At 58.8% G+C, this 25,739-nt stretch carries 25 protein-coding genes and 1 pseudogene; 13 read left to right on the forward strand and 13 right to left on the reverse strand.

Going from position 1 to position 25,739, the window contains the following annotated elements:
• Positions 1-70: 70 nt before the first annotated feature.
• Entirely contained in the window at positions 71-1,480 is a 1,410-nt protein-coding gene (gene ramB, locus HMPREF1257_RS07775; RefSeq protein WP_023025065.1) for an acetate metabolism transcriptional regulator RamB, read from the reverse strand.
• A gap of 372 nt (positions 1,481-1,852) precedes the next feature.
• Here ramB and HMPREF1257_RS07780 point away from each other — a divergent pair, with 372 nt between their 5' ends.
• The 5 genes from HMPREF1257_RS07780 (at position 1,853) to HMPREF1257_RS07800 (ending at position 7,448) form a co-directional block, all read left to right on the forward strand.
• Positions 1,853-2,608 carry a succinate dehydrogenase cytochrome b subunit gene (locus HMPREF1257_RS07780; RefSeq protein WP_023025066.1) on the forward strand — a complete coding sequence of 252 codons (756 nt, stop codon included), beginning with the start codon at positions 1,853-1,855 and terminating at the stop codon, positions 2,606-2,608.
• 15 nt (positions 2,609-2,623) lie between these two features.
• The gene (locus tag HMPREF1257_RS07785) at positions 2,624-4,639 is read left to right on the forward strand and encodes a fumarate reductase/succinate dehydrogenase flavoprotein subunit (protein WP_023025067.1); all 2,016 of its coding nucleotides are present in this window, start codon (positions 2,624-2,626) and stop codon (positions 4,637-4,639) included.
• Complete coding sequence (locus HMPREF1257_RS07790; protein WP_023025068.1) at positions 4,639-5,388, forward strand: succinate dehydrogenase/fumarate reductase iron-sulfur subunit; 750 nt, start codon at positions 4,639-4,641, stop codon at positions 5,386-5,388. Before HMPREF1257_RS07785 ends, HMPREF1257_RS07790 begins: the two co-directional genes overlap by 1 nt.
• A gap of 56 nt (positions 5,389-5,444) precedes the next feature.
• On the forward strand, positions 5,445-5,819 hold the full coding sequence (locus tag HMPREF1257_RS07795) for a hypothetical protein (protein ID WP_023025069.1): 375 nt from the start codon (positions 5,445-5,447) through the stop codon (positions 5,817-5,819).
• 522 nt (positions 5,820-6,341) lie between these two features.
• Positions 6,342-7,448 (forward strand): lipase family protein, encoded by a 1,107-nt coding sequence (locus HMPREF1257_RS07800; RefSeq protein ID WP_023025070.1) that lies wholly within the window; start codon positions 6,342-6,344, stop codon positions 7,446-7,448.
• A gap of 358 nt (positions 7,449-7,806) precedes the next feature.
• Here the strand turns inward: HMPREF1257_RS07800 and HMPREF1257_RS07805 are convergent, their stop codons facing one another.
• Entirely contained in the window at positions 7,807-8,130 is a 324-nt protein-coding gene (locus HMPREF1257_RS07805) for a hypothetical protein (protein WP_023025071.1), read from the reverse strand.
• Between the two features lie 139 nt (positions 8,131-8,269).
• Between HMPREF1257_RS07805 and HMPREF1257_RS12515 the strand changes: the two are divergent.
• Positions 8,270-8,926, forward strand: a pseudogene (locus HMPREF1257_RS12515) (IS3 family transposase); the annotation flags it as partial.
• A 12-nt stretch (positions 8,927-8,938) separates the two neighbouring features.
• Complete coding sequence (locus HMPREF1257_RS07810; RefSeq protein WP_198010508.1) at positions 8,939-9,700, forward strand: recombinase zinc beta ribbon domain-containing protein; 762 nt, start codon at positions 8,939-8,941, stop codon at positions 9,698-9,700.
• On the opposite strand, the gene HMPREF1257_RS12255 is transcribed toward HMPREF1257_RS07810, so the two are convergent.
• The 3 genes from HMPREF1257_RS12255 to HMPREF1257_RS12665 form a co-directional block, all read right to left on the reverse strand.
• A complete protein-coding gene (locus tag HMPREF1257_RS12255; RefSeq protein WP_023025075.1) occupies positions 9,581-11,284 on the reverse strand; it encodes a hypothetical protein in 1,704 nt (567 codons plus the stop codon). The two genes, HMPREF1257_RS07810 and HMPREF1257_RS12255, sit on opposite strands and share 120 nt — an antisense overlap.
• A 146-nt stretch (positions 11,285-11,430) precedes the next feature.
• Complete coding sequence (locus HMPREF1257_RS12660) at positions 11,431-11,790, reverse strand: DDE-type integrase/transposase/recombinase (RefSeq protein ID WP_084529655.1); 360 nt, start codon at positions 11,788-11,790, stop codon at positions 11,431-11,433.
• A 17-nt stretch (positions 11,791-11,807) separates the two neighbouring features.
• Complete coding sequence (locus HMPREF1257_RS12665; protein WP_084529657.1) at positions 11,808-12,095, reverse strand: IS3 family transposase; 288 nt, start codon at positions 12,093-12,095, stop codon at positions 11,808-11,810.
• 198 nt (positions 12,096-12,293) lie between these two features.
• Between HMPREF1257_RS12665 and HMPREF1257_RS07815 the strand changes: the two genes are divergently transcribed.
• The 4 genes from HMPREF1257_RS07815 to HMPREF1257_RS07830 are packed head-to-tail and all read left to right on the forward strand — an operon-like array spanning position 12,294 to position 14,835.
• Positions 12,294-13,625, forward strand: coding sequence for a DUF445 domain-containing protein (locus HMPREF1257_RS07815; protein ID WP_023025076.1), 1,332 nt, complete (start codon positions 12,294-12,296; stop codon positions 13,623-13,625).
• Between the two features lie 33 nt (positions 13,626-13,658).
• A complete protein-coding gene (locus HMPREF1257_RS07820; RefSeq protein WP_023025077.1) occupies positions 13,659-14,093 on the forward strand; it encodes a CGLAU_01105 family protein in 435 nt (144 codons plus the stop codon).
• A gap of 5 nt (positions 14,094-14,098) precedes the next feature.
• Positions 14,099-14,389, forward strand: a complete 291-nt coding sequence (locus tag HMPREF1257_RS07825) for a DUF2516 family protein (RefSeq protein ID WP_023025078.1) — start codon at positions 14,099-14,101, stop codon at positions 14,387-14,389.
• A gap of 2 nt (positions 14,390-14,391) precedes the next feature.
• Complete coding sequence (locus tag HMPREF1257_RS07830; RefSeq protein ID WP_023025079.1) at positions 14,392-14,835, forward strand: hypothetical protein; 444 nt, start codon at positions 14,392-14,394, stop codon at positions 14,833-14,835.
• A 41-nt stretch (positions 14,836-14,876) separates the two neighbouring features.
• Here the strand turns inward: HMPREF1257_RS07830 and HMPREF1257_RS07835 are convergent, their stop codons facing one another.
• The 3 genes from HMPREF1257_RS07835 to HMPREF1257_RS07845 are packed head-to-tail and all read right to left on the reverse strand — an operon-like array spanning position 14,877 to position 17,062.
• The gene (locus HMPREF1257_RS07835) at positions 14,877-15,680 is read right to left on the reverse strand and encodes a DUF2993 domain-containing protein (RefSeq protein ID WP_023025080.1); all 804 of its coding nucleotides are present in this window, start codon (positions 15,678-15,680) and stop codon (positions 14,877-14,879) included.
• A gap of 49 nt (positions 15,681-15,729) precedes the next feature.
• Positions 15,730-16,539, reverse strand: a complete 810-nt coding sequence (locus HMPREF1257_RS07840; RefSeq protein ID WP_023025081.1) for a hypothetical protein — start codon at positions 16,537-16,539, stop codon at positions 15,730-15,732.
• 31 nt (positions 16,540-16,570) lie between these two features.
• Entirely contained in the window at positions 16,571-17,062 is a 492-nt protein-coding gene (locus HMPREF1257_RS07845) for a DUF2505 domain-containing protein (RefSeq protein WP_023025082.1), read from the reverse strand.
• A gap of 24 nt (positions 17,063-17,086) precedes the next feature.
• Between HMPREF1257_RS07845 and HMPREF1257_RS07850 the strand changes: the two genes are divergently transcribed.
• Positions 17,087-18,214, forward strand: coding sequence for a UDP-N-acetylmuramate dehydrogenase (locus HMPREF1257_RS07850; protein ID WP_023025083.1), 1,128 nt, complete (start codon positions 17,087-17,089; stop codon positions 18,212-18,214).
• Between the two features lie 150 nt (positions 18,215-18,364).
• Here HMPREF1257_RS07850 and HMPREF1257_RS07855 read toward each other — a convergent pair whose 3' ends face one another.
• Positions 18,365-18,841 (reverse strand): S-ribosylhomocysteine lyase, encoded by a 477-nt coding sequence (locus HMPREF1257_RS07855; protein WP_023025084.1) that lies wholly within the window; start codon positions 18,839-18,841, stop codon positions 18,365-18,367.
• A gap of 70 nt (positions 18,842-18,911) precedes the next feature.
• On the opposite strand from HMPREF1257_RS07855, the gene HMPREF1257_RS07860 reads away from it, so the two are divergent.
• Positions 18,912-20,117, forward strand: coding sequence for a YihY/virulence factor BrkB family protein (locus tag HMPREF1257_RS07860; protein WP_023025085.1), 1,206 nt, complete (start codon positions 18,912-18,914; stop codon positions 20,115-20,117).
• 16 nt (positions 20,118-20,133) lie between these two features.
• Here the strand turns inward: HMPREF1257_RS07860 and HMPREF1257_RS07865 are convergent, their stop codons facing one another.
• The 4 genes from HMPREF1257_RS07865 to HMPREF1257_RS07880 all read right to left on the reverse strand — a co-directional run bounded on the left by HMPREF1257_RS07865 (position 20,134) and on the right by HMPREF1257_RS07880 (position 25,681).
• Complete coding sequence (locus HMPREF1257_RS07865; RefSeq protein WP_023025086.1) at positions 20,134-21,651, reverse strand: AMP-binding protein; 1,518 nt, start codon at positions 21,649-21,651, stop codon at positions 20,134-20,136.
• 11 nt (positions 21,652-21,662) lie between these two features.
• Positions 21,663-23,372: a long-chain-fatty-acid--CoA ligase gene (locus HMPREF1257_RS07870; protein WP_023025087.1), complete on the reverse strand. Its 1,710-nt coding sequence runs from the start codon at positions 23,370-23,372 to the stop codon at positions 21,663-21,665.
• Positions 23,373-23,442: 70 nt separating this feature from the next.
• Positions 23,443-23,949, reverse strand: coding sequence for a methylated-DNA--[protein]-cysteine S-methyltransferase (locus tag HMPREF1257_RS07875; RefSeq protein ID WP_023025088.1), 507 nt, complete (start codon positions 23,947-23,949; stop codon positions 23,443-23,445).
• 13 nt (positions 23,950-23,962) lie between these two features.
• Entirely contained in the window at positions 23,963-25,681 is a 1,719-nt protein-coding gene (locus HMPREF1257_RS07880; RefSeq protein WP_023025089.1) for a long-chain-fatty-acid--CoA ligase, read from the reverse strand.
• Positions 25,682-25,739 lie beyond the last annotated feature (58 nt).

Here is a 25,739-nt window from a genome sequence, read left to right on the forward strand (position 1 = left end):
AGGGCACCGCAGCGTTCTCCAAGAAGGAGGACCGCGGTGCCGTTTCTCTATACGCGGCTAAAAAGACCAGCTAGTAAGGCGCGACCGCCGAGCGGTGGACATCGATATTGATCGCCTCGTTGATGGGCGGGAAGGCACGCTGCGAGCAGTTTTCGCGGGCGCAGGTGCGACACCCTGGTCCGATGGGGGTAGCGGCGTGGAGATTGGTGAGGTCGAGGCCCTCCGCATAGACCGTGCGATCGGCGTGTCGGGCCTCGCAGCCCAGCCCAATGGCGAAGAGCTTATTGGTATCGCCGTAGCGGCCTTGATGGTGCTGCACGGCGCGGGAAATCCACAGGTAGTTGCGGCCATCGGGCATCTGCGCGAGCTGGCGCGAAATGACCCCTGGGCGGGTGAAGGTCTCGTAGACATTCCACAGCGGGCAGGTGCCGCCGTTATTGGAAAAGTGCACGCCGGTAGCGGATTGCCGCTTGGACATATTGCCGGCGCGATCCACGCGCACGAAGGTAAACGGAACGCCGCGCAGGTTATCGCGCTGCAGGGTGGAGAGCCGGGATGCGACTGTCTCATATCCCACGCCGAAGACCTGGCACAGATACTCCACGTCGTAGCCGGCGCGCTCAGCCTCGCTGTGCATCATGGCATAGGGCATGAGTGTGGCGGCTGCAAAGTAGCTGGCCAAGCCGCGTTGGGCCAAGCTGCGGGAGGCATCAGAGGTAAAGGGCTCATCGGCCACGAGCGCGGAGATCTGATCTTGGGCCTCGAGCAGCCCGAGCTCGGCGGCCATGCGGAAGGCGCGTTGGCCCTCGCTCAGGCGCGAGGCGAGCGTGAACTGCCCGCTCTCGCGGTCAAAGCGGTGCAGCGTGCCATCCATTTGCGCCGTCAGCTCGATTTCTACGCCGTGTTCCTCGCGCAGCCGGTTTGCCAGCGCCTGCTCGGTATCGCGAATCCCGAACCCGGAAACGCCGAGGTCACCGGCAAGTTCCTCCGCGTGATGGTCCAGCCCGTTCAGGTAATTCTGCCGGGCATAGAAGAAGTCGCGCACCTCATCGTGCGGCATGGATAAGGCGGCTGCGCTTTCCGATGTCCTCCTCGTATCCGTAGCCAGCGATAGCTTATCGCGCACATTGCGGTAGCGGCGGTGAACATCGACAAGCGTGCGGGCGACGGTGGGGTGGTTATATACCAATTCCGATAGCTCCTGGAGCTCTACCGGGGAGGGGCATAGCTCCTTGTCTTGGATGACGTCCTGGATCTCTGCGAGGAGGCGGGAATCATCATCGCGGGAGAAAAACGTGGCGTCCACGCCAAAGACCTCGGTAATGCGCAGGAGAACCGGCACGGTCAGCGGGCGGACGTCGTGTTCAATCTGGTTGACGTAACTGGCGGAAAGGCCGAGGGTGCCAGCTAGGGAGGCTTGGCTGAGATCGCGTTCACGGCGAAGCTGGCGAAGGCGAGAGCCCACATACGTCTTACTCATGCGCCAAAGATTACTAGTAGAAAGCGCGGCTGTGCATCTTTATGGCGAAAATTTTGTGAAGACTCTTCGCTACCTGGACACCGGGTTTGTGGGGTTTCATGCGAAAGTTTGACACATAAAGGGGTGGGGTAATCACTCGCGTAACACGGAGTGGCGAAGCTCACAGTTTGGATCATAAATACGAAACATCTGTATTGCGGAAATGAAGGCATCCAAGGTGACAGCGTTTTCATATTCTTCTTATCAGGATACCCTTACCTAAAAGATCTCACTGCCTAGTCATGCTTGCGAACCGGGAGTAAATAACCGCTCGAAAATAACTAGTAACCAGCGGTTAAGCCCGGTTAAGGTGAGTATGACTATGGAGGTGTCATGACTTTAAGAAATCCGGACCGTGAGGCAATCGCTCACGGCCACATCACTAATGAACCAATTCGTCAGAATCCTGGAACGCCATCGTGGGTACTGAAGCTCATCATGGCCGTCACCGGCTTGCTCTTTGCGCTTTTTGTGGTCGGTCACATGGCCGGCAACCTGAAGCTGTACATGCCGGCACACAACGGTGAGCCCGCCCTGGATGAGTACGGCGAGTTTCTGCGCTCTATGGGTGAACCGCTGCTGCCGCACGGCTCTGCCCTGTGGGTCATCCGCATCGTGCTGATCGTGGCAATCCTTGCCCACATCTACGGTGCCTTTACCTTGGCTTCCCGCTCCAAGGCATCCCGCGGCAAGTTCAAGCGCACCAACCTGATGGGTGGCCTGGATTCCTTCGCCACCAAGTCCATGCTGGTAACCGGTGTAGTGCTGCTGCTCTTCATCATCTTCCACTTGCTGGACCTCACCTTGGGCGTACAGCCGGTGGCTCCAGAGGCCTTCGTTGAAGGTTCTGTCAAGGCCAATATGATCGAAACCTTTAGCCGTTGGCCGGTCACCATCTTCTACGTGCTGGCAATGTGCTGCCTCTTCCTGCACCTGACCCACGGCATCCGCCTTGCCGCATCTGACCTGGGTATCACCGGTGCAAAATGGCGTCAGACCTTCTTGGTCTTGGCGTACATCATCCCGGCCGTTGTATGCATCGGCAACATCGTTATGCCTTTGTCCGTTGCCCTGGGCTTGGTCAGCTAAAGGAGATAGGAACCCATGACTACTACTGAACTCAAGCGTGAACACCCCAACTTCTCGCACCCAAAGTCCATCGTTGAGGGCGTCTCCGCTGGTAATATCCTGGAATCCCAGGAACCGCACGGCGTGCCGATGAAGGATATGTGGTCTCACCACGTTGACCACATGAACCTGGTCTCCCCACTGAACCGCCGCAAGTTCGAGGTCCTCGTCGTAGGTACCGGCTTGTCCGCGGGTGCTGCTGCGGCAGCTCTCGGTGAATTAGGCTACGGCGTCAAGGTCTTTACCTACCACGACTCCCCGCGCCGCGCGCACTCCATTGCCGCGCAGGGTGGTGTCAACGCATCCCGCGCCAAGAAGGTAGATAACGACTCCGCGTACCGCCACACCAAGGACACCGTGAAGGGCGGCGACTACCGCTGCCGCGAGTCCGACTGCTGGCGCCTGGCCAACGAGTCCGTTCGCGTTATTGACCACATGAACGCCATCGGCGCCCCGTTCGCCCGTGAGTACGGCGGCACCCTGGCCACCCGTTCCTTCGGTGGTGTGCAGGTCTCCCGTACCTACTACACCCGTGGCCAAACAGGTCAGCAGCTGCAGCTGTCCACGACCTCGGCACTGTACCGTCAGATCGGCCTGGGCAATGTGGAGCTTTTTGCCCACAACGATATGCAGGACATCATCACCTACGATGACAACGGCAAGAAGCGCGCGGGCGGCATTGTTACCCGCAACCTGATTACCGGTGAGCTCAAGGCCTTCACAGGCCACGCCGTCATCCTGGGTACCGGTGGTTACGGCAACGTTTACCACATGTCCACCCTGGCAAAGAACTCCAACGCCAGCGCCATGATGCGCGCTTATGACAAGGGCGCTTACTTGGCTTCCCCGGCGTTCGTGCAGTTCCACCCAACGGGCCTGCCGGTCAACTCCGACTGGCAGTCCAAGACCATTTTGATGTCGGAGTCCCTGCGTAACGATGGCCGCATCTGGTCCCCCAAGGAAGAGGGCGATGACCGCGACCCGAACAGCATTCCGGAGGAAGAGCGCGACTACTTCTTGGAGCGCCGCTACCCGGCCTTCGGTAACCTGGTTCCCCGCGACGTTGCTTCCCGTGCAATTTCCCAGCAGATCAACAAGGGCCTGGGTGTTGGACCTCTGAAGAACTCGGTCTACCTTGACTTCCGCGATGCCATCGAGCGTCTGGGCAAAGACAAGATCCGCGAGCGTTACTCCAACCTCATTCAGATGTATGAAGAGGCCATTGGTGAGTCCGCCTACGAGACCCCAATGCGCATTGCTCCTACCTGCCACTTCACCATGGGTGGCCTGTGGACCGACTTCAATGAGATGACCTCTATTGACGGCCTGTTTGCCGCCGGTGAGTGCTCTTGGACCTACCACGGTGCTAACCGCCTTGGTGCTAACTCCCTGCTTTCGGCTTCCGTCGACGGCTGGTTCACCCTGCCGTTTACCATCCCGAACTACTTGGCTGACCACCTCAACGAGGACAAGCTGGCCGAGGATTCCGCTGAGGCACAGGAAGCCGTGCAGAAGTCCCAGGAGCGCATCGACAAGCTGATGCAGGTCCAAGGCGACGACCCGCACGGTCCGTCCCACTACCACCGCCAGCTGGGTGACCTGCTGTACTTCGGCTGCGGTGTGTCCCGTAACGTCGAGGACCTGAAGGACACCATCGAGAAGATCCGCGCGGTGCGCGATGACTTCTGGAAGAACGTCCGCATCCCTGGTGAGGCGAATGACATGAACCAAGTTCTGGAATACGGCCTGCGCGTTGCCGATTACCTGGACCTGGGTGAGCTCATGTGCATCGACGCCCTTGACCGCGATGAGTCTTGCGGCGCTCACTTCCGCGAAGATCACCTTTCTGAAGAAGGCGAAGCCGAGCGTGACGATGAGAACTGGTGCTTCGTTTCCGCCTGGGAGCCGGGCGCGAACAAGAACGAGTTCATCCGCCACGCAGAACCCCTGTACTTTGACTCGATCCCGCTGATGACAAGGAACTACAAGTAATGAAATTGACACTTGAGATCTGGCGTCAAGCCGGACCCACCCAGGAAGGTAAATTCGAAACCGTCCAGGTGGATGATGCCTCCGAGCAGATGTCCATTCTGGAGCTATTGGACCACGTCAACGACGGCTACATTGAGCGCGGCGAAGAGCCTTTCGCTTTCGCCTCTGACTGCCGCGAGGGCATCTGCGGTACCTGTGGTTTGACCGTCAACGGCCGCCCACACGGCCCGGGCCAGAACACCCCTGCCTGCCAGCAGCGCCTGTTCAACTTCAACGATGGCGACACCATTCAGCTGGAGCCATTCCGTTCCGCTGCGTACCCCGTTATCAAGGACATGGTGGTTGACCGCTCCGCACTGGACCACGTGATGGAGCAGGGCGGTTACGTATCCATGGACGCCGGTACCGCCCCGGACGCCGATACCATGCACATCAACCACGAGACCGCCGAGTACTCGCTGGATCACGCTGCCTGCATTGGTTGCGGTGCCTGCGTTGCTGCCTGCCCGAACGGTGCGGCACACCTGTTCACCGGTGCCAAGCTGGTTCACCTGTCCATGATGCCGCTGGGTAAGGAAGAGCGCGGTAGCCGCGCCCGCAACATGGTTGCTGATTTGGAATCCAACTTCGGCCACTGCTCCCTCTACGGTGAGTGTGCCGATGTCTGCCCGGCTGGCGTCCCACTGACCGCAGTATCTGCCGTTACCCGCGAACGTGCACGTGCTGCTTTCCGTGGCAAGGACGACTAAGCTAGAGTTATTCCGTAGGAATACTAGGAACGAGAGAAAGACAGAAAGACTCAGCCATGAGCGATAACACCCACGTAGTTGCTGACTACCAGAGCGAAACGTATCCGGAGTTCTCCGGCAAGATTCAGGACAACTACATCGAAGGCTACGACCCAGTATCCTTCGCAGCTCCTCACTCTTCCCTTCTCCGCACTTCCACGTGGATCGGCATGGGTTTGATCTTGTCTTGCCTGCCGGCAGCCGGCATCCTCATCTGGGGCCTCGGCGTCTGGGATACCCCACTGGGCACCGCAGGTGATGGCAACTACAGCCTGACCATCGCCATCGGCGTCATTTCCCTGGTTGTGGTGGCCATCGCCGCCGCCGGCACCATCCACTATGGACGCCGTTTCTACCGCCAGTACCGCAAGGAAACCGGCCGAGTTAACTAAGGCGCACGCCTAGTTCAGGCAACGTCTCAGTTTCTGTACTGACTCCACACAACCCCCGCCTCCAGCGCATGTGACCCATGCGGGAGGCGGGGGTTGCTTGTGCTTATTACAGACAGGAGGGCAGGAGCCATGCGCTTGCCGATGCCCCTGAGTACCCCACGCCCCGCACCTGCTCGAGGTTGAACTGCCCCCTATTTGCTGGACCCCTGATATCCGGGCCAGTCGGACTGGAAAGAAAGGTAATCTACCACCATGTCTAGGTACTCCGAACAGTTCAGACGCGATGCTGTGGCCCTTTGTGAGAACAATGAGGATGGGCCCGACCCCGGCACACCCACTTTCCAAGGCAGGATTAATTTATAATAGTAACAAGACTCTATCCTGCTTAGATTGGAAGCTTATGCGAAGGGAAATACTTGCGCTAGGATTATCAGTGTCAGTAAGCATGCTCATGTTGTCTTCTTGCTCTCGCGATGATGGCAACAATGCGCAAGAGATAAATTCACTGAGGAAGTGATGGATATGGGCGAAAAAGAAAGTGTAGTAGCCAGCAAGGTGGGCGTAGAGAAAGACCTTGTAGGCAAGATTGTCGAGATAGAAGAAGTAACTGCGGATGAAATAATTTCAGTGCCGAAAGGTGCTAAGAGCTATAAAGTCAGTTACGGTGCAAAAAACGCTTATGGTCAGCCTATCCTGTCAACAGGTTTGGTCACCCTGCCGAACGGGACTGAGCCCGAAAAGGGGTGGCCTGTACTGAGCTGGGCGCATGGGACGACTGGGTTGGCAAAGAAGTGTGCGCCCTCGGAAGCGGATGCAACGCATCCAGATCGTGAAGCGCTGCAGCTTGTCGCTCAGAGCTATCTTCAGACTTGGTTGGATAAAGGGTTTGCTGTCATTCAACCAGACTACGAAGGTCTCGGAACGGTAGGTTCTGGTACATATATGGATCGCCACTCCTTGGCTTCAGCCGTCAATGAGATGGTCCGTGCCACCCGCTCGGAGTTTTCTTTTGCTGATACATGGTACAACTCCGGGTGGAGCCAAGGGGGATTTGCTGCTGTTTCTGCAGCCTCTGCAGCTGATGTCCCATCGGGGCTCCAGGAGACGTTTGCTATTGCTCCGGGTGATACACAAATTCCTGGCGGTAAGGAAGCTGCGGATCTTGCTAAGACCCTCATCTCTGATGCTGATGAGAAGAGCGTGGCATACAGTGCATACGTGATTCGTGGAGCAATGAACTTCAACTCGGAGATAAAGGCTGAAGATCTCCTCAGTGATAGTGGTAGGAAGCTCATGGAACAAGCCTCTGAAAAGTGTCTTACCGCTTTAAAGGAGGAGAATACAACTCCGGGCAAGGATGTATTTGCCCCGGATGCGAACCTAGACTCGCTCGTTGATCACCTCAACGCAAATTCAATGATTAATATGAAACCTTCTACACCAGTGAAGATTTTCATTAGTGAAGATGATGAAGTGATTAACTACGACATCATCTCAGACTCGGCAGGAAAACTGGCCGATGGGGACGGTACCCAGGTAGAAGTCATTGAGCACAAAGGGGAGTCACATCGAGATATGGTTCGCCGTGCTGTTGAAGATCAGAAGCCTTTCGTTAGTGCTCTGCGATAGATGCAATAGATCTGTATCTCCTGCAAATAGTAAAAACAGCAGGTGGGCTGACAATACATTGAGCCCGTGTCCCTGTAAACCGCTCCCCATTAGTTAGACTGGGAAATTAGTTGTCAATTAATGGAGAGCGGTTGTACGGGTGCGTAAGGTCCATCAGCTTCCTGTGTGTCTATGACCACCGAACTGGGTACTCGCCTCAGGTGGAGGGCCCGATCTCCGAAAAGTGAGCACATCGGGGGTCGGGCCCTTGAGAGAGGCCCATGACGACCTATGACGATGCGATATAAACTTTTCCTAAGGGCTATGTTTTCTGCCCTATAGCAAACTCACATATGGGTCGGCATAAGGCCCGTCTGGCTTAGTTCTCGAACTCGTTCTTCAAGGCCAAACCGTGGACGGACATGTTGTGCATCGTCTTTTTGCGAATGAAGCCGTGATGTTCGACGGTGGCGTTGAAATCAACCATGGGACGCGCCCACCCTGAGGTGGACATCGCGCACGTGCGATAGGTCTGATACAGGTCCCTGGCACGCTCAGACAGGTGCTCGTCGACGGCGCAGTGGGCGTCGAGGAACTGGGCGAACCAGTTATTCTCCTCCTGATATGCACTCGATGCAGCCACCACCCGTGCCGGTGGTGTGAGGTGATAGTCCTCGGAATGGATGAGGCACGCGCCCTCCATAATTCAGGCAAGAATCGCCGCGCCAGCTTCCTTGCAGAGGTAGTCGGCATAGTTCTTGATGTCGCTGTTGCCGTCAATTTTGGGGCCCGACCCCCGGCGTGTCCACTTTTCGGGGGTCGGGCCCGCCCCGGCGTATGCCCCGGTCAACCACAAGAAGGTCGCACGAATTATGAAAGCCATGGGGCTTAGAGGCTTTACAAAACGGCGTCGATGCATCACTACCAGGCGCAAACCTGGTCACCGTGTCATGCCGGATGTACTAGGCCCGCTTATTCACAGCCAACGAGCCGGACCGTGTGTATGTAGGCGACATTACCTACCTGCCGTGTAAGGGTGGCAAGAACATGTATGTGGCTACAGTCATTGACACTTCATTCACGCAAACTTGCAGGTTATGCACTCGCAGACCACATGCGTGTCTTATTGGTCATCGATGCTCTAGCCCACGCACACGGTGTGCGTGGCAGTCTTGACGGGGCTATATTCCATTCCGATCACGGCAGCGTGTACACCTCACAAGCCTTTAGAAACTATTGCTCGTCGTTGGGTGTGCGCCAGTCCATGACAGCGGTAGGAACTAGTGCCGATAATGCCCTGGCAGAGTCGTTTAACGTTACTTTAAAGCGGGAAGTGCTGCGTGATCGGAAAGTCTTTGACAATCCCATTATCTGCCGGCAGGAAGTCTTTAGGTGGTGCATGCGCTTGTAACACGCGCCGGCGACACTCGTGGTGCAACCTTCTAGCTCCCGATGACTTCGAAGCACTCACATCAGCTACACTGACCAAAGCAGCATAGCTAACCCCCGACGTGTCCACTGTCCGGGGGTCAGGCCCTCGTGAGTTCTCCGGGAAAATCATGTGTGGCCAGTGCGGTTCCTGGTACGGGTCGAAAACCTGGCATGCAGGCTCAAAATACGAGAAGCGGATCTGGCGATGCAACCACAAATACGCAGGCAAAATGAAATGCACGACACCACACCTGACCGACCAGCAAATCAAAGACACATTCGCCGAAGCCCTCAGGCAACTCGCGGCAAAGAGGAGCGCTGCGGTGGATGTTGAACCGCTTGTCCTCAAGCGGTTCAACACCAACAGCCTTGAAGCACAAGAACAAGCACTAGCAGGGCAAATCGGTGCGGCCGCCACGGCGATTGAAGACCTCATCATCGTGAACGCGCGCCAGCCACTCAACCAGGACGAATACCAGACACGGTTCAACGCCCTGGCCGAGCAGCACGAAAGACTATTAGCTGAGCACAAGAACATCGCAGGCCAGATCACCGACCTGCAGACCCGTCACAAAGCCTACGAACACTACCAGCACCAGCTCGCCCAGATCGAAGACGAAGGCAATGTCAAATACAGCCCGTTCCGCTGGCACGCCCTCCTCGACCACGCCGAAGTCGGAACTGACGGCACGATAACCTATGTGTTCAGAGACAGACAAGGTTTATTTTACAGGCGGGGTGACAGGCTCTGTATACTTCCACAGCTCAGTCACAAACTCATCTTTCCAATTTTGCTTATGTCTGTACATTCGTGGGTCTATCCAGGTACCACGATCATCTAATTCATATTGGCGAAAGAGAATTGACGCACCGTCTTGTCCGCTGCTTACCTTATTGCCTCTATCACTTAGGAAACCTAACACATATTCAAGCTCATCAAAATTTTTCACACCATGCGACATAGAATTCACTCGAAATTCGAGGTATTTCTGGAATTGGTCTGAAGTTTTGAGGGCACTAACCGCAAGGACTAGTGAGTACAGTGGAAAAATTCCGAAGTTTACTGACGAGTTTCCATCCGCAACCTCAGCGGCATTCCAAAGCAACCCACCGTAGCTAGAGAAAGTCGTAATAAAACCAGCTACTTTATCGGCAAAAGCCTTGTCAGAGTCAGAAGGGCGCCAGCCACTCTTCCAGTGCGTTATTCTGGTAGCAAGTTGCGAAGCAGCCTTGGTTAAAACTACGGTGGCAAAATTTGCTGCAACGCTTGAATTGTTGACAGATAGTCGATTGGCTTTACATTCGCCAATGAAGACTGTCTGTGTTGAAGAACCAAGCACGTCGATATCGTCGGGATTCTTAGAACTCTTTGGGTTTATCAAATCCACAGAGGAACGCCAATCAATACTGGAAGGACCCCATTTTTGAAGTAGAGCAGTCGTGACATCCTCGAGAACCTTCCCTCGTGAATGCTGGGGGCTTGCCTGAATACACAGCTGCAACAGAGCATCTTCGCGTTGCACAAACCAAGCGGATCTTCCGAGTGCTCGATATTTACCATCAAGCTCGACAAGAGGAAAGAACGTCGGTAGGTCGCTATTTAATGCATCTTGAATATTGGCAGGTGATATTGATCGGTGAGTTGCTGTTAGTTTTCGCAACAGCTCGTCCGGTACAGCATTTAGAAGCATGTCACTGAAAGCTTCTGGTATAAAGTTTTTCCTATTAGCAATGGCTTCATTCAAAGAATCGGTTGCACTTACAGCATTCATATTGATTTGCTCAGCTATTTTTGAATTAATACTTTCAGAAATACTGCAGCTGTCAGTATTTACCTCTGCCCACTTGCCTATTTCTTTTGTAATCTCGGCCGTGATCCACATCATACGTGTTTCAGGCTCTACGAGCCGATTTATTTCGAGCTGCTTAACAGCATTATGAAGGACCCGTTCATCATCATCCTCAAAGGCGGTGGAAGATATATGCAACTCTATGAGATGTGTCGCAACCCAACGCACATACTTATTGAACACCTTGAGCGCTTCGTATTGGGTGACCTTCTTTCCGTTGCCGAAAACTCCAATTAACCACGCACCTCGGGCGAGAGAAAAAGTCTCACCTCCCTTTGGAGTTCTATATTCGTTTAATCGATCATTACACTCGCCAAACAGGAGTTCTAAGGAGGCTCGAGGGTGAATTTCTTCCAAAGCAATACAGAGTTCTTGGAGGGTATCATGCGCGCACTCTTCTATTGCTTTCCTTAAAATCTCGACTTGCTGGGATTCTCTTTTGTGCAGAGCAACCACATAATCGTGCCAGATAGTCCTGGCAGCCGCTGTCGCGTATCGTAAATGCGTGCGGTAAGCACTGTCGATAACTTTCTGGAGCATTTCGTCATCGATCTGCGCCGTTTTGTCATTGGACACTTTACTGCCTCCCTAAACTTGGGCCTGACCCCCGGACAGTGGACACGTCGGGGGTTAGCTATGCTGCTTTGGTCAGTGTAGCTGATGTGAGTGCTTCGAAGTCATCGGGAGCTAGAAGGTTGCACCACGAGTGTCGCCGGCGCGTGTTACAAGCGCATGCACCACCTAAAGACTTCCTGCCGGCAGATAATGGGATTGTCAAAGACTTTCCGATCACGCAGCACTTCCCGCTTTAAAGTAACGTTAAACGACTCTGCCAGGGCATTATCGGCACTAGTTCCTACCGCTGTCATGGACTGGCGCACACCCAACGACGAGCAATAGTTTCTAAAGGCTTGTGAGGTGTACACGCTGCCGTGATCGGAATGGAATATAGCCCCGTCAAGACTGCCACGCACACCGTGTGCGTGGGCTAGAGCATCGATGACCAATAAGACACGCATGTGGTCTGCGAGTGCATAACCTGCAAGTTTGCGTGAATGAAGTGTCAATGACTGTAGCCACATACATGTTCTTGCCACCCTTACACGGCAGGTAGGTAATGTCGCCTACATACACACGGTCCGGCTCGTTGGCTGTGAATAAGCGGGCCTAGTACATCCGGCATGACACGGTGACCAGGTTTGCGCCTGGTAGTGATGCATCGACGCCGTTTTGTAAAGCCTCTAAGCCCCATGGCTTTCATAATTCGTGCGACCTTCTTGTGGTTGACCGGGGCATACGCCGTGTCCTCCTTAAGGCTCGCAGCGATGCGTTTAACGCCGTAAAGACCAAGCTCATCATCAAAGATGGTTGTGATTCTCGCACCAATAACGGCATCGCGTGTGAACTGTTCTCAGTATCTGGACATGGTGTTAGATTACCAATCTTGCTAACTCGACTGGGCTGGATATCAGGTGTCCACCACATGGGGGTCGGGTCCTTTCGAGTACGCCCGCTATGCACACTAATGTTGAGCAATGGATTTGCTGTCCACCACGAAATCTCATCTAATCCCCTAGGAGAACACATGACGCACCGCTCGGACGCAGAGGTTGATACGGCGAAGAAGCCGGCATCGTCAGGCACCGGTGTGCCGCAGGCCGGCAACCAGGAGGCGCGCCGGGCGGACCTGCGGCGGTGGAAGGCGATTGCGCTGTCGTTGCTTCTGCTGGCGGCGGTGATCTTTTTGGGGTGCTCGTGGTGGCAGGCATCGGAAAGCGGGGCGCCGGTGTGGGTCGGCTACGTGCGTGCGGCGGCGGAGGCAGGCATGGTCGGTGGCCTGGCGGACTGGTTCGCAGTAACGGCACTGTTCCGCCGACCGATGGGCCTGCCCATCCCGCACACGGCGCTGATTCCGAATAATAAGGACCGCGTGGGCGATGCGCTGAAAGACTTCGTGGAGGAGAACTTCCTGACCGCGGATGCACTGAGCGCGAAGGTGCGGGAGGCCGAGCTGCCCCTGTGGCTGGCGCGCCAGGGGGCAGAACCCGGCAAGGCGGAGGAGGTCTCCGAATGGATTGGCCAGCGCGCCGCCAGCGTGGTGGAGGACCTCGACCCGGCTGAGGCGGAGCAGTTCATCCGCACCCAGGTCATGGACCGCCTGGCGGAGCCGGAGTGGGGCCCGCCATTGGGCCGGTTGCTGGAGGGCTATATCGCGGACGGCAAGGCGCGCCCGCTGGAGGATGACCTCATTGACTGGGCACACAAGAAGATTCTTGGCATGGAATCGACGGTGGTCACGGCCATCGATGAGCGCATGCCCGGGTGGGCGCCGCGCTTTGCCCGCGAGATGGTGGGGGACAAGGTCTATAACGAGCTCGTTAATTTCGCCGACGAGGTCCGCCGCGATGGCAACCACGAGGCTCGCCTGGCCATTCGCCGCAACCTATCCAAGCTGGCTGCGGACCTGCAATGGGATGCGGATATGCGCGAGCGCATTGAGAACATCAAGCAAGAGATGCTGGCCTCTGACCAAGTGCAGCAGGCGCCGGCAGCGATGTGGCGCACGATTTCTACCACGCTCATTGATCAGTTCAATGACCCGGAGTCATTCCTGCGGCAGAAGATGACGGCCAAGGTGAAGGAATTGGCGCACCGATTGCTCGAGGATTCCGAGTTCTTGGCCCAGGCCAATGACCTCGTGGACAAGGCCGCGCGCTACGCGGTGGAGAAATTCGCCCCGGAGATCATCGCGATCATCCCGGAGACCATCAAGCGCTGGGATGCGCAGGAGGCTTCGCAGAATATCGAGCTGATGGTGGGCAAGGATCTGCAATTTATTCGCCTTAACGGCACGATCATCGGTTCCCTGGCAGGATTGGCCATATATGCTGTTAATCATCTCATTTTCGGCGCCTAATGCGCCGGAATAATACGTCACACGGAGGATTTCATGACTGAGAAGAAGAAGCTTTTTGATTCCCTGAAGGAAGCCGGTGCGTCCGCGCTAAATACCGCCAAAGACTTCGGTGGCCGCCTGCAGGAAGAGCGCGAGAACCAGGGTGCGCAGGGCACGGGTGCGCAGGACCCACAGGGTGATAAGGACGGCATGCTGGATAAGGCCACCACTACCGCCAAGCAGTGGGGCGCGTCCATTAAGAAGGCTGCGGAAGAAACCCGCGACTCGGAGGCTTTCTCTGAAGCGAAGGACAAGTTCGCGGATGCGTACCAGGAAACCCGCGAGGGCGTGAAGGAAGCGTATGACTATGCCCAGGAACGCGTAAACGAGAAGAAGAACGCGTCCAAGAATGGTAATTCCGCTGCTGCGGGCACGGACGATAATATTATCGATGGCGAAGTTATCGATACCGACGAACCCACGAATTAATCTGCATGTACCTCTTACTTGACATTGCCTATAATTTTCCCATCTACTTCTTCCAGGTCCTGACCATTGTCGCCATTATCGGGGCTGTGCTCGCGGCATCTACGCGCGAGGACGCGTTTCGGGCCGGCGACCGCAAGGGTAAATGGGTATGGGTAGGCCTGCTTGCGGGCTCGGCGGTGGCGATGGCTACCGGCCTGGAATTCCTGGCGTGGATTGGCACGGTCATCACCGGTATCTACTGGTTTGACGTGCGCCCGCAGCTCAAGGCCATCATCAACGGCGACTACAGCTACTAAGCATGAAAAATCTCCTGCACGCTTCCGCCGCTGAGGTCAGGGAGCAGGTCGCCGGGCAGCATGTTTTGGTCTCGCCGCACCACGTGACGGTAGCGGCCGCAGCTGAGCCGGCGGGCATTACCGCCGTGGCGGGCTATCCCACCGGCCGGCATCACACACTCATCAAGGCCTCTGAGGCCCGCTTGGCCATCCAGTCTGGCGCGGACGAGGTGTGGGTCAGCGTGGATGCCACGCTTGCCGATGCCACCCCAATCCTCTCCGAGCTCGTCGCCATCCGCGAGGCCTGCCCGGACCCTGCCCGTGTGGGCCTCATCCTGCCGGAGGCGGAACCGGCGCGGTCCCTCGCGGAAACCGCTGCCACCCAGGCCGGTTTTCATAAACTCGTCATAGAAAAAGGCAGCGAGCTTTCCAGCTCGCTGCCCGTCGTAGAATTTCCCACCGCCTAAGTCGCTGCCTAGGCCGCCGCTCCCAAGGTCGGCCGATGCCTTTAGGCGGCCTTCTTCTGTTCGCCGCTTTCGTCTGAGAAGTGTTCCAAATCCTTCAATGGGACATCGGTGCCCGTAAAGGTGAGAGTGACCTTGCCATCGCCCACATCCACGGATTCGACCTGCAAGTCCTTGGCGATGAGCTCATCGGACATGCCTTCCTGCAGCGCCTCTGAAATGGAACTGGTTGCTTGCTCAGGCAGCGAGAGGCCAAAGATAGCGGCCTCGGTGGCATTGATCTCCAGCTTGCCGTCGCGGGCAATGGGCTTGAGCGAAAGGCTAGCCAAACCGCCGCCGAATTTCACTTCCAGCTCGTCGCTCTGGTCATTCGCGGTAATTTCAGTGACCACCATATTCCCAACGGTGTCGCTGCCGGATTGGTCTGAGATTCCTTTTTGGAAGCTAGCCAGCAGATAGTCATCCGGGACGGTGGTGGTGGCGCGGAGGGAGCCGGCCACGGGGTTATCCGTATCCGTCGACATATCCTCCACGTGGATTTCGGAGGCCGGTTGGCCTTTGATCTGCGATCCTTCGATCTGCAGGGTCGACGGCGTGGTCATATCCATCTGGGAAATCGAGCCGCTCAGCAGGCCAAAGAGGAGGGGGCTGCCGCCAAAGCTTACCGAGGGATCTTCCGTTGCCTCGATGCCTTCTTCTTTGGCGCTATTTTTAAACTCCTCGGTCATCTGATTACCAATGAACCAGCGCAGGCCAAACTCGGCGATGAGGATGATAATAAGCAGCGCTACGAGGACGCCTACGACAATTTTCCAAGCGAGCGATCCGCCCGATTTCTTTGCAGCCATGACTACCAGTGTGGCGCATGAGGCGGCCGGTGGCAATGTGTGCTGGATATTAGCGGGGCGCGATGCTCTCCCAGCTCACAGTGAGCGTATTATCGCGCAGCCGGCGGCGGGGAGGCTGGAGGTTAAAAGGGGCATCGGCAAGCAAGGCGTGTGCCATGCGCCACCGCACCCGCGGGCCGTGCGGGGCCCACCCGGCGGCGCGATCCCAGGCCCTATCAGCGGCTTGCAGGAGCTCGTGGATGGGCTCGCCGGGCACATTGCGGTGGATGAGCACCTTGGGCAGGCGCTCGGCCACATCAGAGGGGCGGGTCACGTCGAAAGGATCCCATGCGAGCGTCAACGTCTTTGGGCCATGCTGATCGAGCAGGATCCACGCCGCGCGCCGGCCCAGTTCATCGCAGGTACCCTCCACGAAGAACCCGCCAGGAGCCAGGCGGGAACACACCGTTTGCCAGGCCTCCGCAACCTGGTCCACATCGTATTGGCGCAGCACATTAAAGGCGCGCACCACCTGCGGCCGGTAGCCCGCCAGCTCAAATCCGCCCAGCTCAAAGCGCACGCCATCGCGTGGCGGCAGCACCCTGTCCGGGTGGATTTCCAGCCCGCGCACATCCACGCGGGGGTTGATGCGGCGCAGCCACCGCGCCCACTCCACGGTGGTGGTATGGGAGGCGCCATAGCCCACGTCGAGCGCGAGCGGGGTGCGCACGTGGCGCAGCAACGCCGAGATTTCCGGGTGCGCCATCATCCACCTATCGCAGCGCCGCAGCCGGTTGTAGTTGGTGGTGCCGCGGGTAATAACGCCAAAAGGCCGACCCGCTGCTGCGCTGGCGCGCAGGTTATGAGCGTGGTCGGCCATGGGAATCGGTGGATGCTAAGGCTGGGATGCCTTAGGATTTTTCAGAAATCCACTGTTCGGTCAGCTTGCCCTCGTTATCAAAGAGCTCCGAGAGGGATTCGCCCACCTTTGGCTCGATGGCTGCGCCCATCATCGGGATCTTCACGGAGATCTCGTTGGTGTAGGTCAGCTTGGTCATCTCACCCTCGCCGGCCAGGGAAATATCGCCCTTGAAGTCCACCGGGGTGCCCTTGACGTCTGCGGTGTAGTTGACGTCAGCGGCCTGGCCGTTGAGCTCGCCCACGGTGACCACGCGCTTGACCTTGAGATCCTGCGAGACCATGGCGCGCACTGCCTCTGGCAAGAGGGTGGTCGGAAGAACCTCGTAGAGCGTTGCTACGTTATCGGAGAAATCGTGAACCTGGCCTGCCTCAGGGGAAAGGTTTGCCACGATGTACTCCCAGTATCCCTGGGTGAGCAGCGCCTTGTGAACCATGTCGATAGGCTGATTGATGGTTACGGTGTTTTCACTACGAGTTGACATGCTTAACAGACTACCTTGGTATACGTGCTTGATAAATTTTTGACGCAACAACTCACAGCAATCGACGGCGTAGACGTGGATCCCACGGCGAGCTTTGCCGATCTCACCACCTTGCGCGTGGGGGGAAAGCCGCGGGTCACGTTGCGTTGTTCGCGGCCTGAAGCAGCGGTTGCGGCACTGCGGTACCTCGAGAAAGAAAAAATCCCTTTCATCGTGGTCGGCGGCGGTTCCAACCTGCTGGTTTCTGATGGCGAGGTAGACGTGGTCGCCGTTGTCCTCGACTTTGCCGCGGTGGACATGGATACCGAGACCGGCCTCGTGCGAGCCCAATCCGGTGTGGTATGGGACGAGGTCGTGGCGGAATCCGTGGCACAGTCCCTGGGTGGCATCGAGTGCCTTTCCGGAATCCCCGGCACGGTGGGTGCGGTGCCCGTACAAAACGTGGGCGCCTATGGCGCCGAGATTTCTGAGGTCTTGACCCGCGTGCGCCTGTATAACCTGCGCACCGATGCCGATGAGTGGGTTCCCGTCTCCGACCTTGATTTGGCCTACCGCTATTCCAACCTGAAATTCACCGGCCGCGCGGTGGTGCTCGAGGTCGAATTGCAATTGACCACGGACGGTCTGTCGCGCCCCCTGCGCTTTGGCCAGCTTACCGATAACCCCGGTGAGCGCCGCCCCGTTGCCCAGGTCCGCGAGGAGGTCCTCGCCCTGCGCCGCGGCAAGGGCATGGTGCTCGATGCCGCCGACCACGACACTTGGTCCGCCGGCTCCTTCTTCACCAACCCCGTGGTCGAGTCCAGCGTCGCTGACGCCATCCAGGACAAGGTGCGGGCCACGCTTGGCGATGCCCCCGCCGACCGCATGCCCCGCCACCCCGCCACCGCTCCAGCACAGGGCGAATCGTCCCTGCGCGAGAAGCTATCGGCCGCCTGGCTTATTGATAACGCTGGGTTCACGAAGGGCTACCCCGGCTCCGGGCCGGCAACGCTATCCACCAAGCACACCCTGGCGCTGACCAATCGCGGAAACGCGAGCGCCGCCGACATCGTCGCGCTGGCCCGCACGATCCGCGATGGCGTGCGCGAAGCATTTGGCGTTGAGCTCGTTCCCGAGCCGGTGTGGCTGGGCGTATCCATGGACGAGGACTAGGCCGCGCGCACATAAAAACGTCCAAAACAACCGCGTTCTTCTAAAATTCGCCCTCATTTTTGGCGAAACGCGGTTGTTTTGGACGTATGTGTTGCTTGCGGGCGGCGCGGGCGGCGCAAAAGCCGCCCCGGAAAAGTGCCCGGCGCAGCCTTAGGCAGCCATGACCTCGAGCCACTCCGGCTTGGCATCCAAGAACTTGCGGGCTGCATCCTGTGCGCCCTTCAAGCTGTGGTGCGCGCCCCAACCGCACTGCTCTTCGTTGGCGGCGGGAACCTCGGTGGCGGTGAGGATATCGTTGAGCGCACCCTCAACGGCGCGCAGCAATTCATCCTGCTCCATGCCGTTGGTAATGGCGTAGAAGCCGGTGCGGCAGCCCATAGGAGCGAAACCGATGAGCTTATCGGTGTAGTTGCGCATAAAGTTGGCCATCATGTGCTCCACGGAGTGCAGCGCCTCCGTGTCCAAGTGCTCCTTATTAGGCTGGCAGAAGCGCAGGTCATACTTGATAATTTCCACGCCGCCGCCCAAATCGGTGCGGTCAGCCACGCGGATATAAGGCGCGCTGACGAGGCGGTGGTCGAGCTCGAAGGACTTGACGTTAATCTTCTCTTGGTTCTGTTCAGTCATAGTCCCCAGCCTAATCGTTGCGAGTGTCACTTCCCAGAATAGATTCTTAAGCCGCATACGCTGCGTAACTATGAGTGCCTTGGACGATGCCCCCGCAACCGGCAGCAAGCCAGCCCGGAAGCAGGCTGCCCAACAGCAAAAGATCGCGCCAAGCACCGTTACCACCTTGGTCACCGTGGAAAGCCCCGCCGCCGATGTCGATCCTTGGGCGCGCGGCAACCGCCTGCGCAAGGACAGCTGGGGCTTGGTCATGCGGCGCGTGTGGGCCGATTTTTTCCACGATGCCTTAATGGACCGCGCCGCCGCGATGACCTACTTCACCCTCATGGCATTCGCGCCCACCGTCCTGGCGGCCTATTCCATTGCCACGCTGATCTTTTCTTCGCGCCGGGGAGAGGTGGAGGCGCTGACCGCGCAATTCATCGATACCTACGTGCCACGCTCCATGGCGGAGGAGGCCGGCAACATTGTCAGCTCCATTATCGGTTCCACGAGGCAGGGCACGTTTGCGTTGGTGGTCTCTGTAGTGATTTCGCTCTTTGCCGCCTCGGCGTATGTGCGGGCCTTCTCGCGTACCGCCAATACGGTCTACGGCCGGGTGGAAGGACGCGGAACCATTCGCACATGGGCATTGATGTGGGCCATTACCGTGGTCCTAGTCATCGGCGCGGTGGTGGTGCTGTGTGCCAATTTATTGCGCGATACCGTCGTGGACAGCGTCATCGAGCCCGTGGCGCTCCGGCTGGGGCTGCACGGCACCGTGGACTTTATCGGCAGCATTTTTATGCCCGTGTGGAATTGGTTGCGCTTCCCTATAACGGTCGTGGTGGCGCTGGCGCTCATTGCCGTGTGGTACCACTTTGCGCCGAACGTTCGGCCCAGCCGCTTCCGGTGGATCACCTTGGGTTCGGTGGTAGCGCTGCTGACGAACCTGGTGGTGTGGGGCGCATTTTCCCTCTACATCAAGTACCTGGCAGGGGTGAGCATTTACGGGGCATTCGGTACGGTCATGGCGGTATTTATGACCGTCTGGCTGTCCAATACGATGCTGATTTTGGGCATCAAGATCGATGCGGAGGTCCTGCGTGCCAAGGAGCTGCAGCTGGGGCTGCATGCCGAGCGCTATATTCAGGCCCCGCCGCGCTCCGAATTCGCGGCACAACAGCAGGTGCGGGCGAAACAGAAGCTAGAGGAGCGCTCGGGGCGCATCTTCGCTGGTGCCGCCCGCAGCGAGCACCGCACCCGCAGCGAGCACCGCACCCGCGCCGGGAAGTAGTTTCTCCCGCCGCGAGTTAGCGGGAAGCAACCTCCGCCATCAAGATTTCCTGTACCTGGCGGCGGCGCAGCTTGCCCAATTGGTCGGTCGGCAATTCTTCTTGCACCACGAAATGGCGCGGGACCTTATAGCGGGCCAAGAGGCCGCGGCAGTGCTCGCGCAGCGCTTCCGCGTCGAAGGTGGCGCCGGGGTGGAGCACCAGGCAGGCGGCGACGTCCTCGGAACCATCGACGCGCGGGACGCCGGCCACCGCGGCTTGGCTTATCGCGGGGTGGCTCAACAACGCATGTTCCACCTCGCTGGGAAAGACATTAAAACCACCGGTGATGATGACCTCTTTAATCCTGCCCACCAGCCGGAAATGGCCATCGGCCTCGCGCACGCCCATATCGCCGGTGCGCAGCCAATCGCCGTGGAATGCCTCCCGCGTGGCGGCTGGATTGCCGAGGTAGCCTGCAAAAACCTGGGGCCCGCGGGCAAGTATCTCGCCGGGGGTGCCATCGGGTTGGCTGCGGTCTAGGTCATCGGGATCCCCGATGCGCAGTTCGGTATCGGCAAGCGGCTTGCCGATGGTCCCCACGCGCCGACCCTCACCAAGCGGATTAATGGTCAGCACGGGGGAAGCCTCCGTGAGCCCGTAGCCCTCGACGAGCATGCCGCCGCTGCGGTCTTGCCAGGGCTCGATGATGCGCGCGGGCAGCGATGCCGCCCCGGAAATGGCGTAGCGCACCCCGCCCAAATCTGCGGCTGCTTCAGCGGCCTGCTCGTCCATGGCGCGCTCATAAATGGTGGGAACACCCGGCATCCACGTCGGCCGACGCTGCGCTAAGGCGCTGACGACGGCCGCCGGACGCGGGGAGGGCAACAGGATGATCTCGGCGGCGCAGCGCACCGCGAGCAATACGCTCATGGTCAGCCCATAGGAGTGGAACATCGGCAACGTGGCGAGGAAACGCTCGTGGCCGGGGCGCAGATCGGCCTGGGCTTCTAATTGGATGCAATTAGCGGCGAGGTTGCCGTGCGTGAGCAGCACGCCCTTGGGCTGGCCGGTGGTGCCGGAGGTGTAGAGGATAAGGGCGGCATCGGCAAGCGCGGACTCGCGGTGGGGTACCGGGGCTCCGGACAGGGGAAGCGGCGCCTCCAGGGACACGGGGATCACCGTGCTGGCCATGCCGTTGACCACGGCGGCAACCTGATCCCAGACCAGGGCGATGCGGGCGCCGTGGTGGGCAAAGAGTGGGGCCAGCTCGTGGGCGGTGTACTGAGGGTTATGTTCGACCACGACCGCGCCCAGGCGCAGCACCGCGAAAAAGGCGATGAGGTGTTGCGGGGAGTTGGGCAAGACCAGCGCTACTCGGTCGCCGGGGCGGATTCCCATCTCCCGCAGGGCGCCGGCGGCAGCGGCGATGCGGGTATCAAGCTCCGCGTAGCTTAAGGTCTCGCCGCCGAAATAGGTGGCGGGACGGTGGGGGAAGTTGGCTACGGCGGTGGCGAGGAAATCCGTCAGCGTGGCGTCGTACTCGAGGTCTGACATGGTGGTTAATACTAAGCCTTCTGCTTGAGGAGATCGAGGAGATCCTGCTGCACCATGCGGCGGCGGACCTTGCCCAGCTGGTCCGAAGCCAGCTCCTCAAAGTGGTAGAAGGTGCGCGGAACCTTGTAGCGGGTCAGGCGCTCGCGGCAGTACTCCTTGAGGCCTTCTGGGTCCAAGACGGCGCCGTCGCGCAGGATGACGCAGGCGACGACGTCCTCGGAGCCATCCTTGCGCGGGCGTCCCACCACGGCGACCTCCTTGACGTCTGGGTGCTTGCGCACCACTTCTTCGACCTCGGCCGGGTAGACATTAAAACCGCCGGTGATGATGATTTCCTTGATGCGGCTGACCAGCTTGACCCAGCCGTCCTCATCCATGGTGGCCATATCGCCGGTGCGGAACCAACCGTTGTGGAAGGACTCCTCGGTGGCCTTTTCGTTATTGAAATAGCCCTGGAAGATCTGCGGCCCGCGAGCCAGCATCTCTCCCGGTTCGCCATCCGGCTGGGTTTCATCGAGATTATCCGGATTGCCAATGCGCACCTCGGTATCGGGGAAGGGCAGGCCCACATAGCCCGGGCGGCGGGTGCCGTTCATGGGGTTGCCAATGAGAACGGGTGAGGTCTCCGTCATGCCGAAGCCCTCTACGAGGCGGCCGCCGGTCATGGATTCCCAGCGCTCCATCACATCAACCGGCAGGGTAGCGGCGCCAGAGAAGGCATTGCTGATGCCGGTGAGATCCACGCCCTTGTCCTCGGCGGCGTCCATTATCTTCTCGTACAGCGTGGGCACGCCCGGCAGCCAGGTGGGGGTGTGCTTCTTAACGATGTCCATGATGAGCGGCATCTGCGGGGACGGAACCAAGATGAGCTCGGCGCCGAAGTAGATGCTGAGCACGCACAACGTGGTCATGCCGTAGGCGTGGAAGAGTGGCAAGGCGGCGAGGAAGCGCTGCTCGGTGGTATCCATATTCGGCAGCCAGGCCTCGCCCTGCACGCAGTTGTTGATGAGGTTGCCGTGCGAAAGCAGCGCGCCCTTGGGTTTTCCGGTGGTGCCGGAGGTGTAGAGGATAAGCGCGATATCGTCCTGCGTGACCTTGGCAATCTCGAGGTCCTTGCCGTCACCGCCGATGGCAGAACCGATAAGCGTGGACCAGGCCACGGTATTCGGGGCCGCGCTGGTCAACTGCTCGCGCTTGGCGGCCAGCGGCGGCAGGGGAATCCGGAGCGCGAGGCGCTTTAGCGGCGGCATCGCGTCGATCATGTTGACGGAGATGATGGTCTCTAGCGGGGTGGTGGCGCGCAGCTTATTCAGCGTCGGAGCCGTCTTATCCCACGCGATGGCCACGCGCGCACCGTGGTCCTGGAAAAGCCCCTCGAGCTCGTGGGCGGTGTAGAGGGGGTTGTGCTCCACCGCGGTGGCCCCCAGCAACTGGACAGCATAAAACGCCACGACGTGTTGGGGGCAGTTGGGCATGACGATGGCGACCCTATCGCCAGGCCGGATGCCAAAGGCCTTAAGGCCCGCTGCGGCGGCGCGCACCTGTGCGTCTAATTCCACGTAGTTCTGCGTATTACCGAAGAAGTAGGTAGCGGACTTATTCGCATTGATGCGGAGGTTGTTGACGTAGTAGTCAACGATGGTTTTATCGCCATAATCAAGCTTGGCGGGGGTCCAGTCGCTGTAGTGCTTAATCCAGGCCCGGGATTCGTATGCAGACACGCGCTACCCTTTCGTTTGCTAAAGAAAAATATTACAAAGGGCGAGTATACCCAGAACATGAGGAAATCCTCTAGTTTTCTTCGAGTGTCAGCAAAAAACGCTTGATATTGAGGCCGCCGGCATAACCGCCAAGCGTTCCATCGCTGCGCAGCACGCGGTGGCAGGGCCGGATAATCGGCAGGGGATTGGCACCGCAGGCGGTGCCGACCGCCCGGGTAGCAGCGGGGCGACCTACGGCGACGGCGAGCTCGCCATAGCTTGCGACCTCGCCGTAGCCAATGGTGTCTAGCTGCGCGTGAATCAGGGCGCGAAATTCGGTCGTCGGCGCTGGATTAAGTGGCAGATCGAACTCGCGGCGGGTGCCCGCGAAATACTCCGCGAGCTGCGCTTCGGCCGCGTCGAGGATCGCGGCGCCGCGCTTGTCGGTGCCCCTATTTTCCTCGCCGCTCTGGCCGCTGTGCACCTTGCTTGCCTCGTTGTGGCCCGACTGGACCGCACCGAAATCCACGCGGGATAGCCCGTCTGCATCCGCGGTGAGCAGCAGCGGGCCAATGGGGGTATCGATGGTGCGCAGCATGGTGGTATGAACTCTAAGAGTTCTTCTCCGCTTCGAGGCGGTTGATGAGGTCTTCTTGCACCTCGCGGCGGCGGATCTTGCCCATCTGGTCCTTGGCCAGCTCCTCAAAATGGTAGAAGGTGCGTGGGACCTTGTAGCGGGTCAGGCGCTCGCGGCAGTAGTCCTTGAGGCCCTCGGGGTCGAGCGCGGCGCCATCGGCAAGATCGAGGCAGGCTACGACGTCCTCGGAGCCATCGTCACGCGGGCGGCCCACCACGGCCGCCTCGTCGATGCTGGGGTGCTCGCGCAGGATTTCTTCGACCTCGCCTGGGTAGACGTTGAAACCACCGGTGATGATGATTTCCTTGATGCGGCTGACCAAGCGGATGAAGCCGTCTTCTTCCATGATGCCCATGTCACCGGTGCGGAACCAGTCGCCGTGGAAGGCGGCGTCGGTGGCTTCCTGGTTATTGAGGTAGCCCTTGAAAATCTGCGGGCCGCGGGCCAGCACCTCGCCCTCAACGCCATCTGGCTGGGTCTCATCCAGGTTATCGGGGTTGGCGATGCGCACCTCGGTATCCGGGAAGGGGATGCCCACATAGCCGGGGCGGCGGTCGGTGCTCATGGGGTTACCCACGATGATGGGCGAGCACTCGGTAAGGCCATAGCCTTCCACGAGCAAGCCGCCGGTGGAGTGTTCCCACTTATTAACGGTCTCAGAAGGCAGGGTGGATGCGCCGGAGAAAGCTGCGCGCACGCCCTTGATGGGAACCTCTTGCTCCTCGGCGGCCTTGACGATGCGCTCGTACAAGGTAGGAACGCCCGGGACCCAGGTCGGGGTGTGCTTCTTCATCAGCTGCATGATGAGCGGGATCTGCGGCACGGGCAAGATGACCAATTCTCCGCCGATGAGCTGGGCCAAGGTGACGTTCATGGTCAGGCCGTACGCGTGGAAGAAGGGCAGGGCGGCGAGCATGCGCTCTGGCTTATCGCCCAAGCCCGGAACCCAGGCCTTGCCCTGGAGTAGGTTGGACACGAGGTTGCCGTGCGAAAGCATCGCACCCTTGGGTGCGCCGGTGGTGCCGGAGGTGTACATCACCAGCGCGATGGTGTCCTTATCAATGTCCTCCGGCGTTTTGATATCGCTGCCGTTGCCACCGATGGCATCACCAATCAGCGCTTCCCACGGCACGGTATTAGGTGCCGGGGCGGAAAGCTGCTCGCGCTTGGCTTTGAGCGGGGGAAGCGGCAGGCGCAGCGCGGCGCGCTGCAGGGTGGGCATGGCGTTGATCATGTTGATGGACACGACCGTTTCCAGGTTGGTGGTAGCCCGCAGCTTCTCCAGGGTGGGGGCGGCCTTGTCCCAGGCGATGGCGATGCGCGCGCCGTGGTCTTGGAACAGGCCTTCCAACTCGTGGGCGGTATAAAGCGGGTTGTGTAGCACTACCTGGGCGCCGAGTTTCAAAATGGCGTAAAAGGCCGCGATGTACTGCGGGCTATTGGGGGCGACGATGGCTACGCGGTCACCGGGGCGCACGCCGAAGGCCTTAAGTCCCGCAGCGGCGGCGCGCACTTGGCGGTCCAGCTCGGAATAGTTTTGGGTACGCCCAAAGAAATACGTGGCTGACTTATCGCCATTGACCTCGAGGTTATTGTCATACAGGTCTAACAGGGTGGTGTTGCCGTATTCGAGGCTGTGCGGCGTCCACTCCGGGTAATACTGGAGCCATGCCTTTGATTCATAAGCGGACAATGCGTGACCTTTCGGTAGCGTAGGTTGTTGGCAGGGGCCAGTATAGCGCCGCTAAGAT

Source organism: Corynebacterium sp. KPL1814, from assembly GCF_000478175.1.
Taxonomy (GTDB): Bacteria; Actinomycetota; Actinomycetes; order Mycobacteriales; family Mycobacteriaceae; genus Corynebacterium.

Excerpts from the sequence above, each read along its gene's own strand:
- HMPREF1257_RS07790 (WP_023025068.1), top strand. The coding sequence starts at position 4,639 with ATGAAATTGACACTTGAGATCTGGCGTCAAGCCGGACCCACCCAGGAA.
- HMPREF1257_RS07835 (WP_023025080.1), bottom strand. The coding sequence starts at position 15,680 with ATGGCTGCAAAGAAATCGGGCGGATCGCTCGCTTGGAAAATTGTCGTA.
- HMPREF1257_RS12660 (WP_084529655.1), bottom strand. The coding sequence starts at position 11,790 with ATGTGGCTACAGTCATTGACACTTCATTCACGCAAACTTGCAGGTTAT.
- HMPREF1257_RS07860 (WP_023025085.1), top strand. The coding sequence starts at position 18,912 with ATGAGTGCCTTGGACGATGCCCCCGCAACCGGCAGCAAGCCAGCCCGG.
- HMPREF1257_RS07795 (WP_023025069.1), top strand. The coding sequence starts at position 5,445 with ATGAGCGATAACACCCACGTAGTTGCTGACTACCAGAGCGAAACGTAT.
- HMPREF1257_RS07820 (WP_023025077.1), top strand. The coding sequence starts at position 13,659 with ATGACTGAGAAGAAGAAGCTTTTTGATTCCCTGAAGGAAGCCGGTGCG.
- HMPREF1257_RS07875 (WP_023025088.1), bottom strand. The coding sequence starts at position 23,949 with ATGCTGCGCACCATCGATACCCCCATTGGCCCGCTGCTGCTCACCGCG.
- HMPREF1257_RS07815 (WP_023025076.1), top strand. The coding sequence starts at position 12,294 with ATGACGCACCGCTCGGACGCAGAGGTTGATACGGCGAAGAAGCCGGCA.
- HMPREF1257_RS07845 (WP_023025082.1), bottom strand. The coding sequence starts at position 17,062 with ATGTCAACTCGTAGTGAAAACACCGTAACCATCAATCAGCCTATCGAC.
- HMPREF1257_RS07805 (WP_023025071.1), bottom strand. The coding sequence starts at position 8,130 with ATGGAGGGCGCGTGCCTCATCCATTCCGAGGACTATCACCTCACACCA.
- HMPREF1257_RS07780 (WP_023025066.1), top strand. The coding sequence starts at position 1,853 with ATGACTTTAAGAAATCCGGACCGTGAGGCAATCGCTCACGGCCACATC.
- HMPREF1257_RS07855 (WP_023025084.1), bottom strand. The coding sequence starts at position 18,841 with ATGACTGAACAGAACCAAGAGAAGATTAACGTCAAGTCCTTCGAGCTC.
- ramB (WP_023025065.1), bottom strand. The coding sequence starts at position 1,480 with ATGAGTAAGACGTATGTGGGCTCTCGCCTTCGCCAGCTTCGCCGTGAA.
- HMPREF1257_RS07830 (WP_023025079.1), top strand. The coding sequence starts at position 14,392 with ATGAAAAATCTCCTGCACGCTTCCGCCGCTGAGGTCAGGGAGCAGGTC.
- HMPREF1257_RS07840 (WP_023025081.1), bottom strand. The coding sequence starts at position 16,539 with ATGGCCGACCACGCTCATAACCTGCGCGCCAGCGCAGCAGCGGGTCGG.
- HMPREF1257_RS07785 (WP_023025067.1), top strand. The coding sequence starts at position 2,624 with ATGACTACTACTGAACTCAAGCGTGAACACCCCAACTTCTCGCACCCA.
- HMPREF1257_RS07825 (WP_023025078.1), top strand. The coding sequence starts at position 14,099 with ATGTACCTCTTACTTGACATTGCCTATAATTTTCCCATCTACTTCTTC.
- HMPREF1257_RS07800 (WP_023025070.1), top strand. The coding sequence starts at position 6,342 with ATGGGCGAAAAAGAAAGTGTAGTAGCCAGCAAGGTGGGCGTAGAGAAA.
- HMPREF1257_RS07865 (WP_023025086.1), bottom strand. The coding sequence starts at position 21,651 with ATGTCAGACCTCGAGTACGACGCCACGCTGACGGATTTCCTCGCCACC.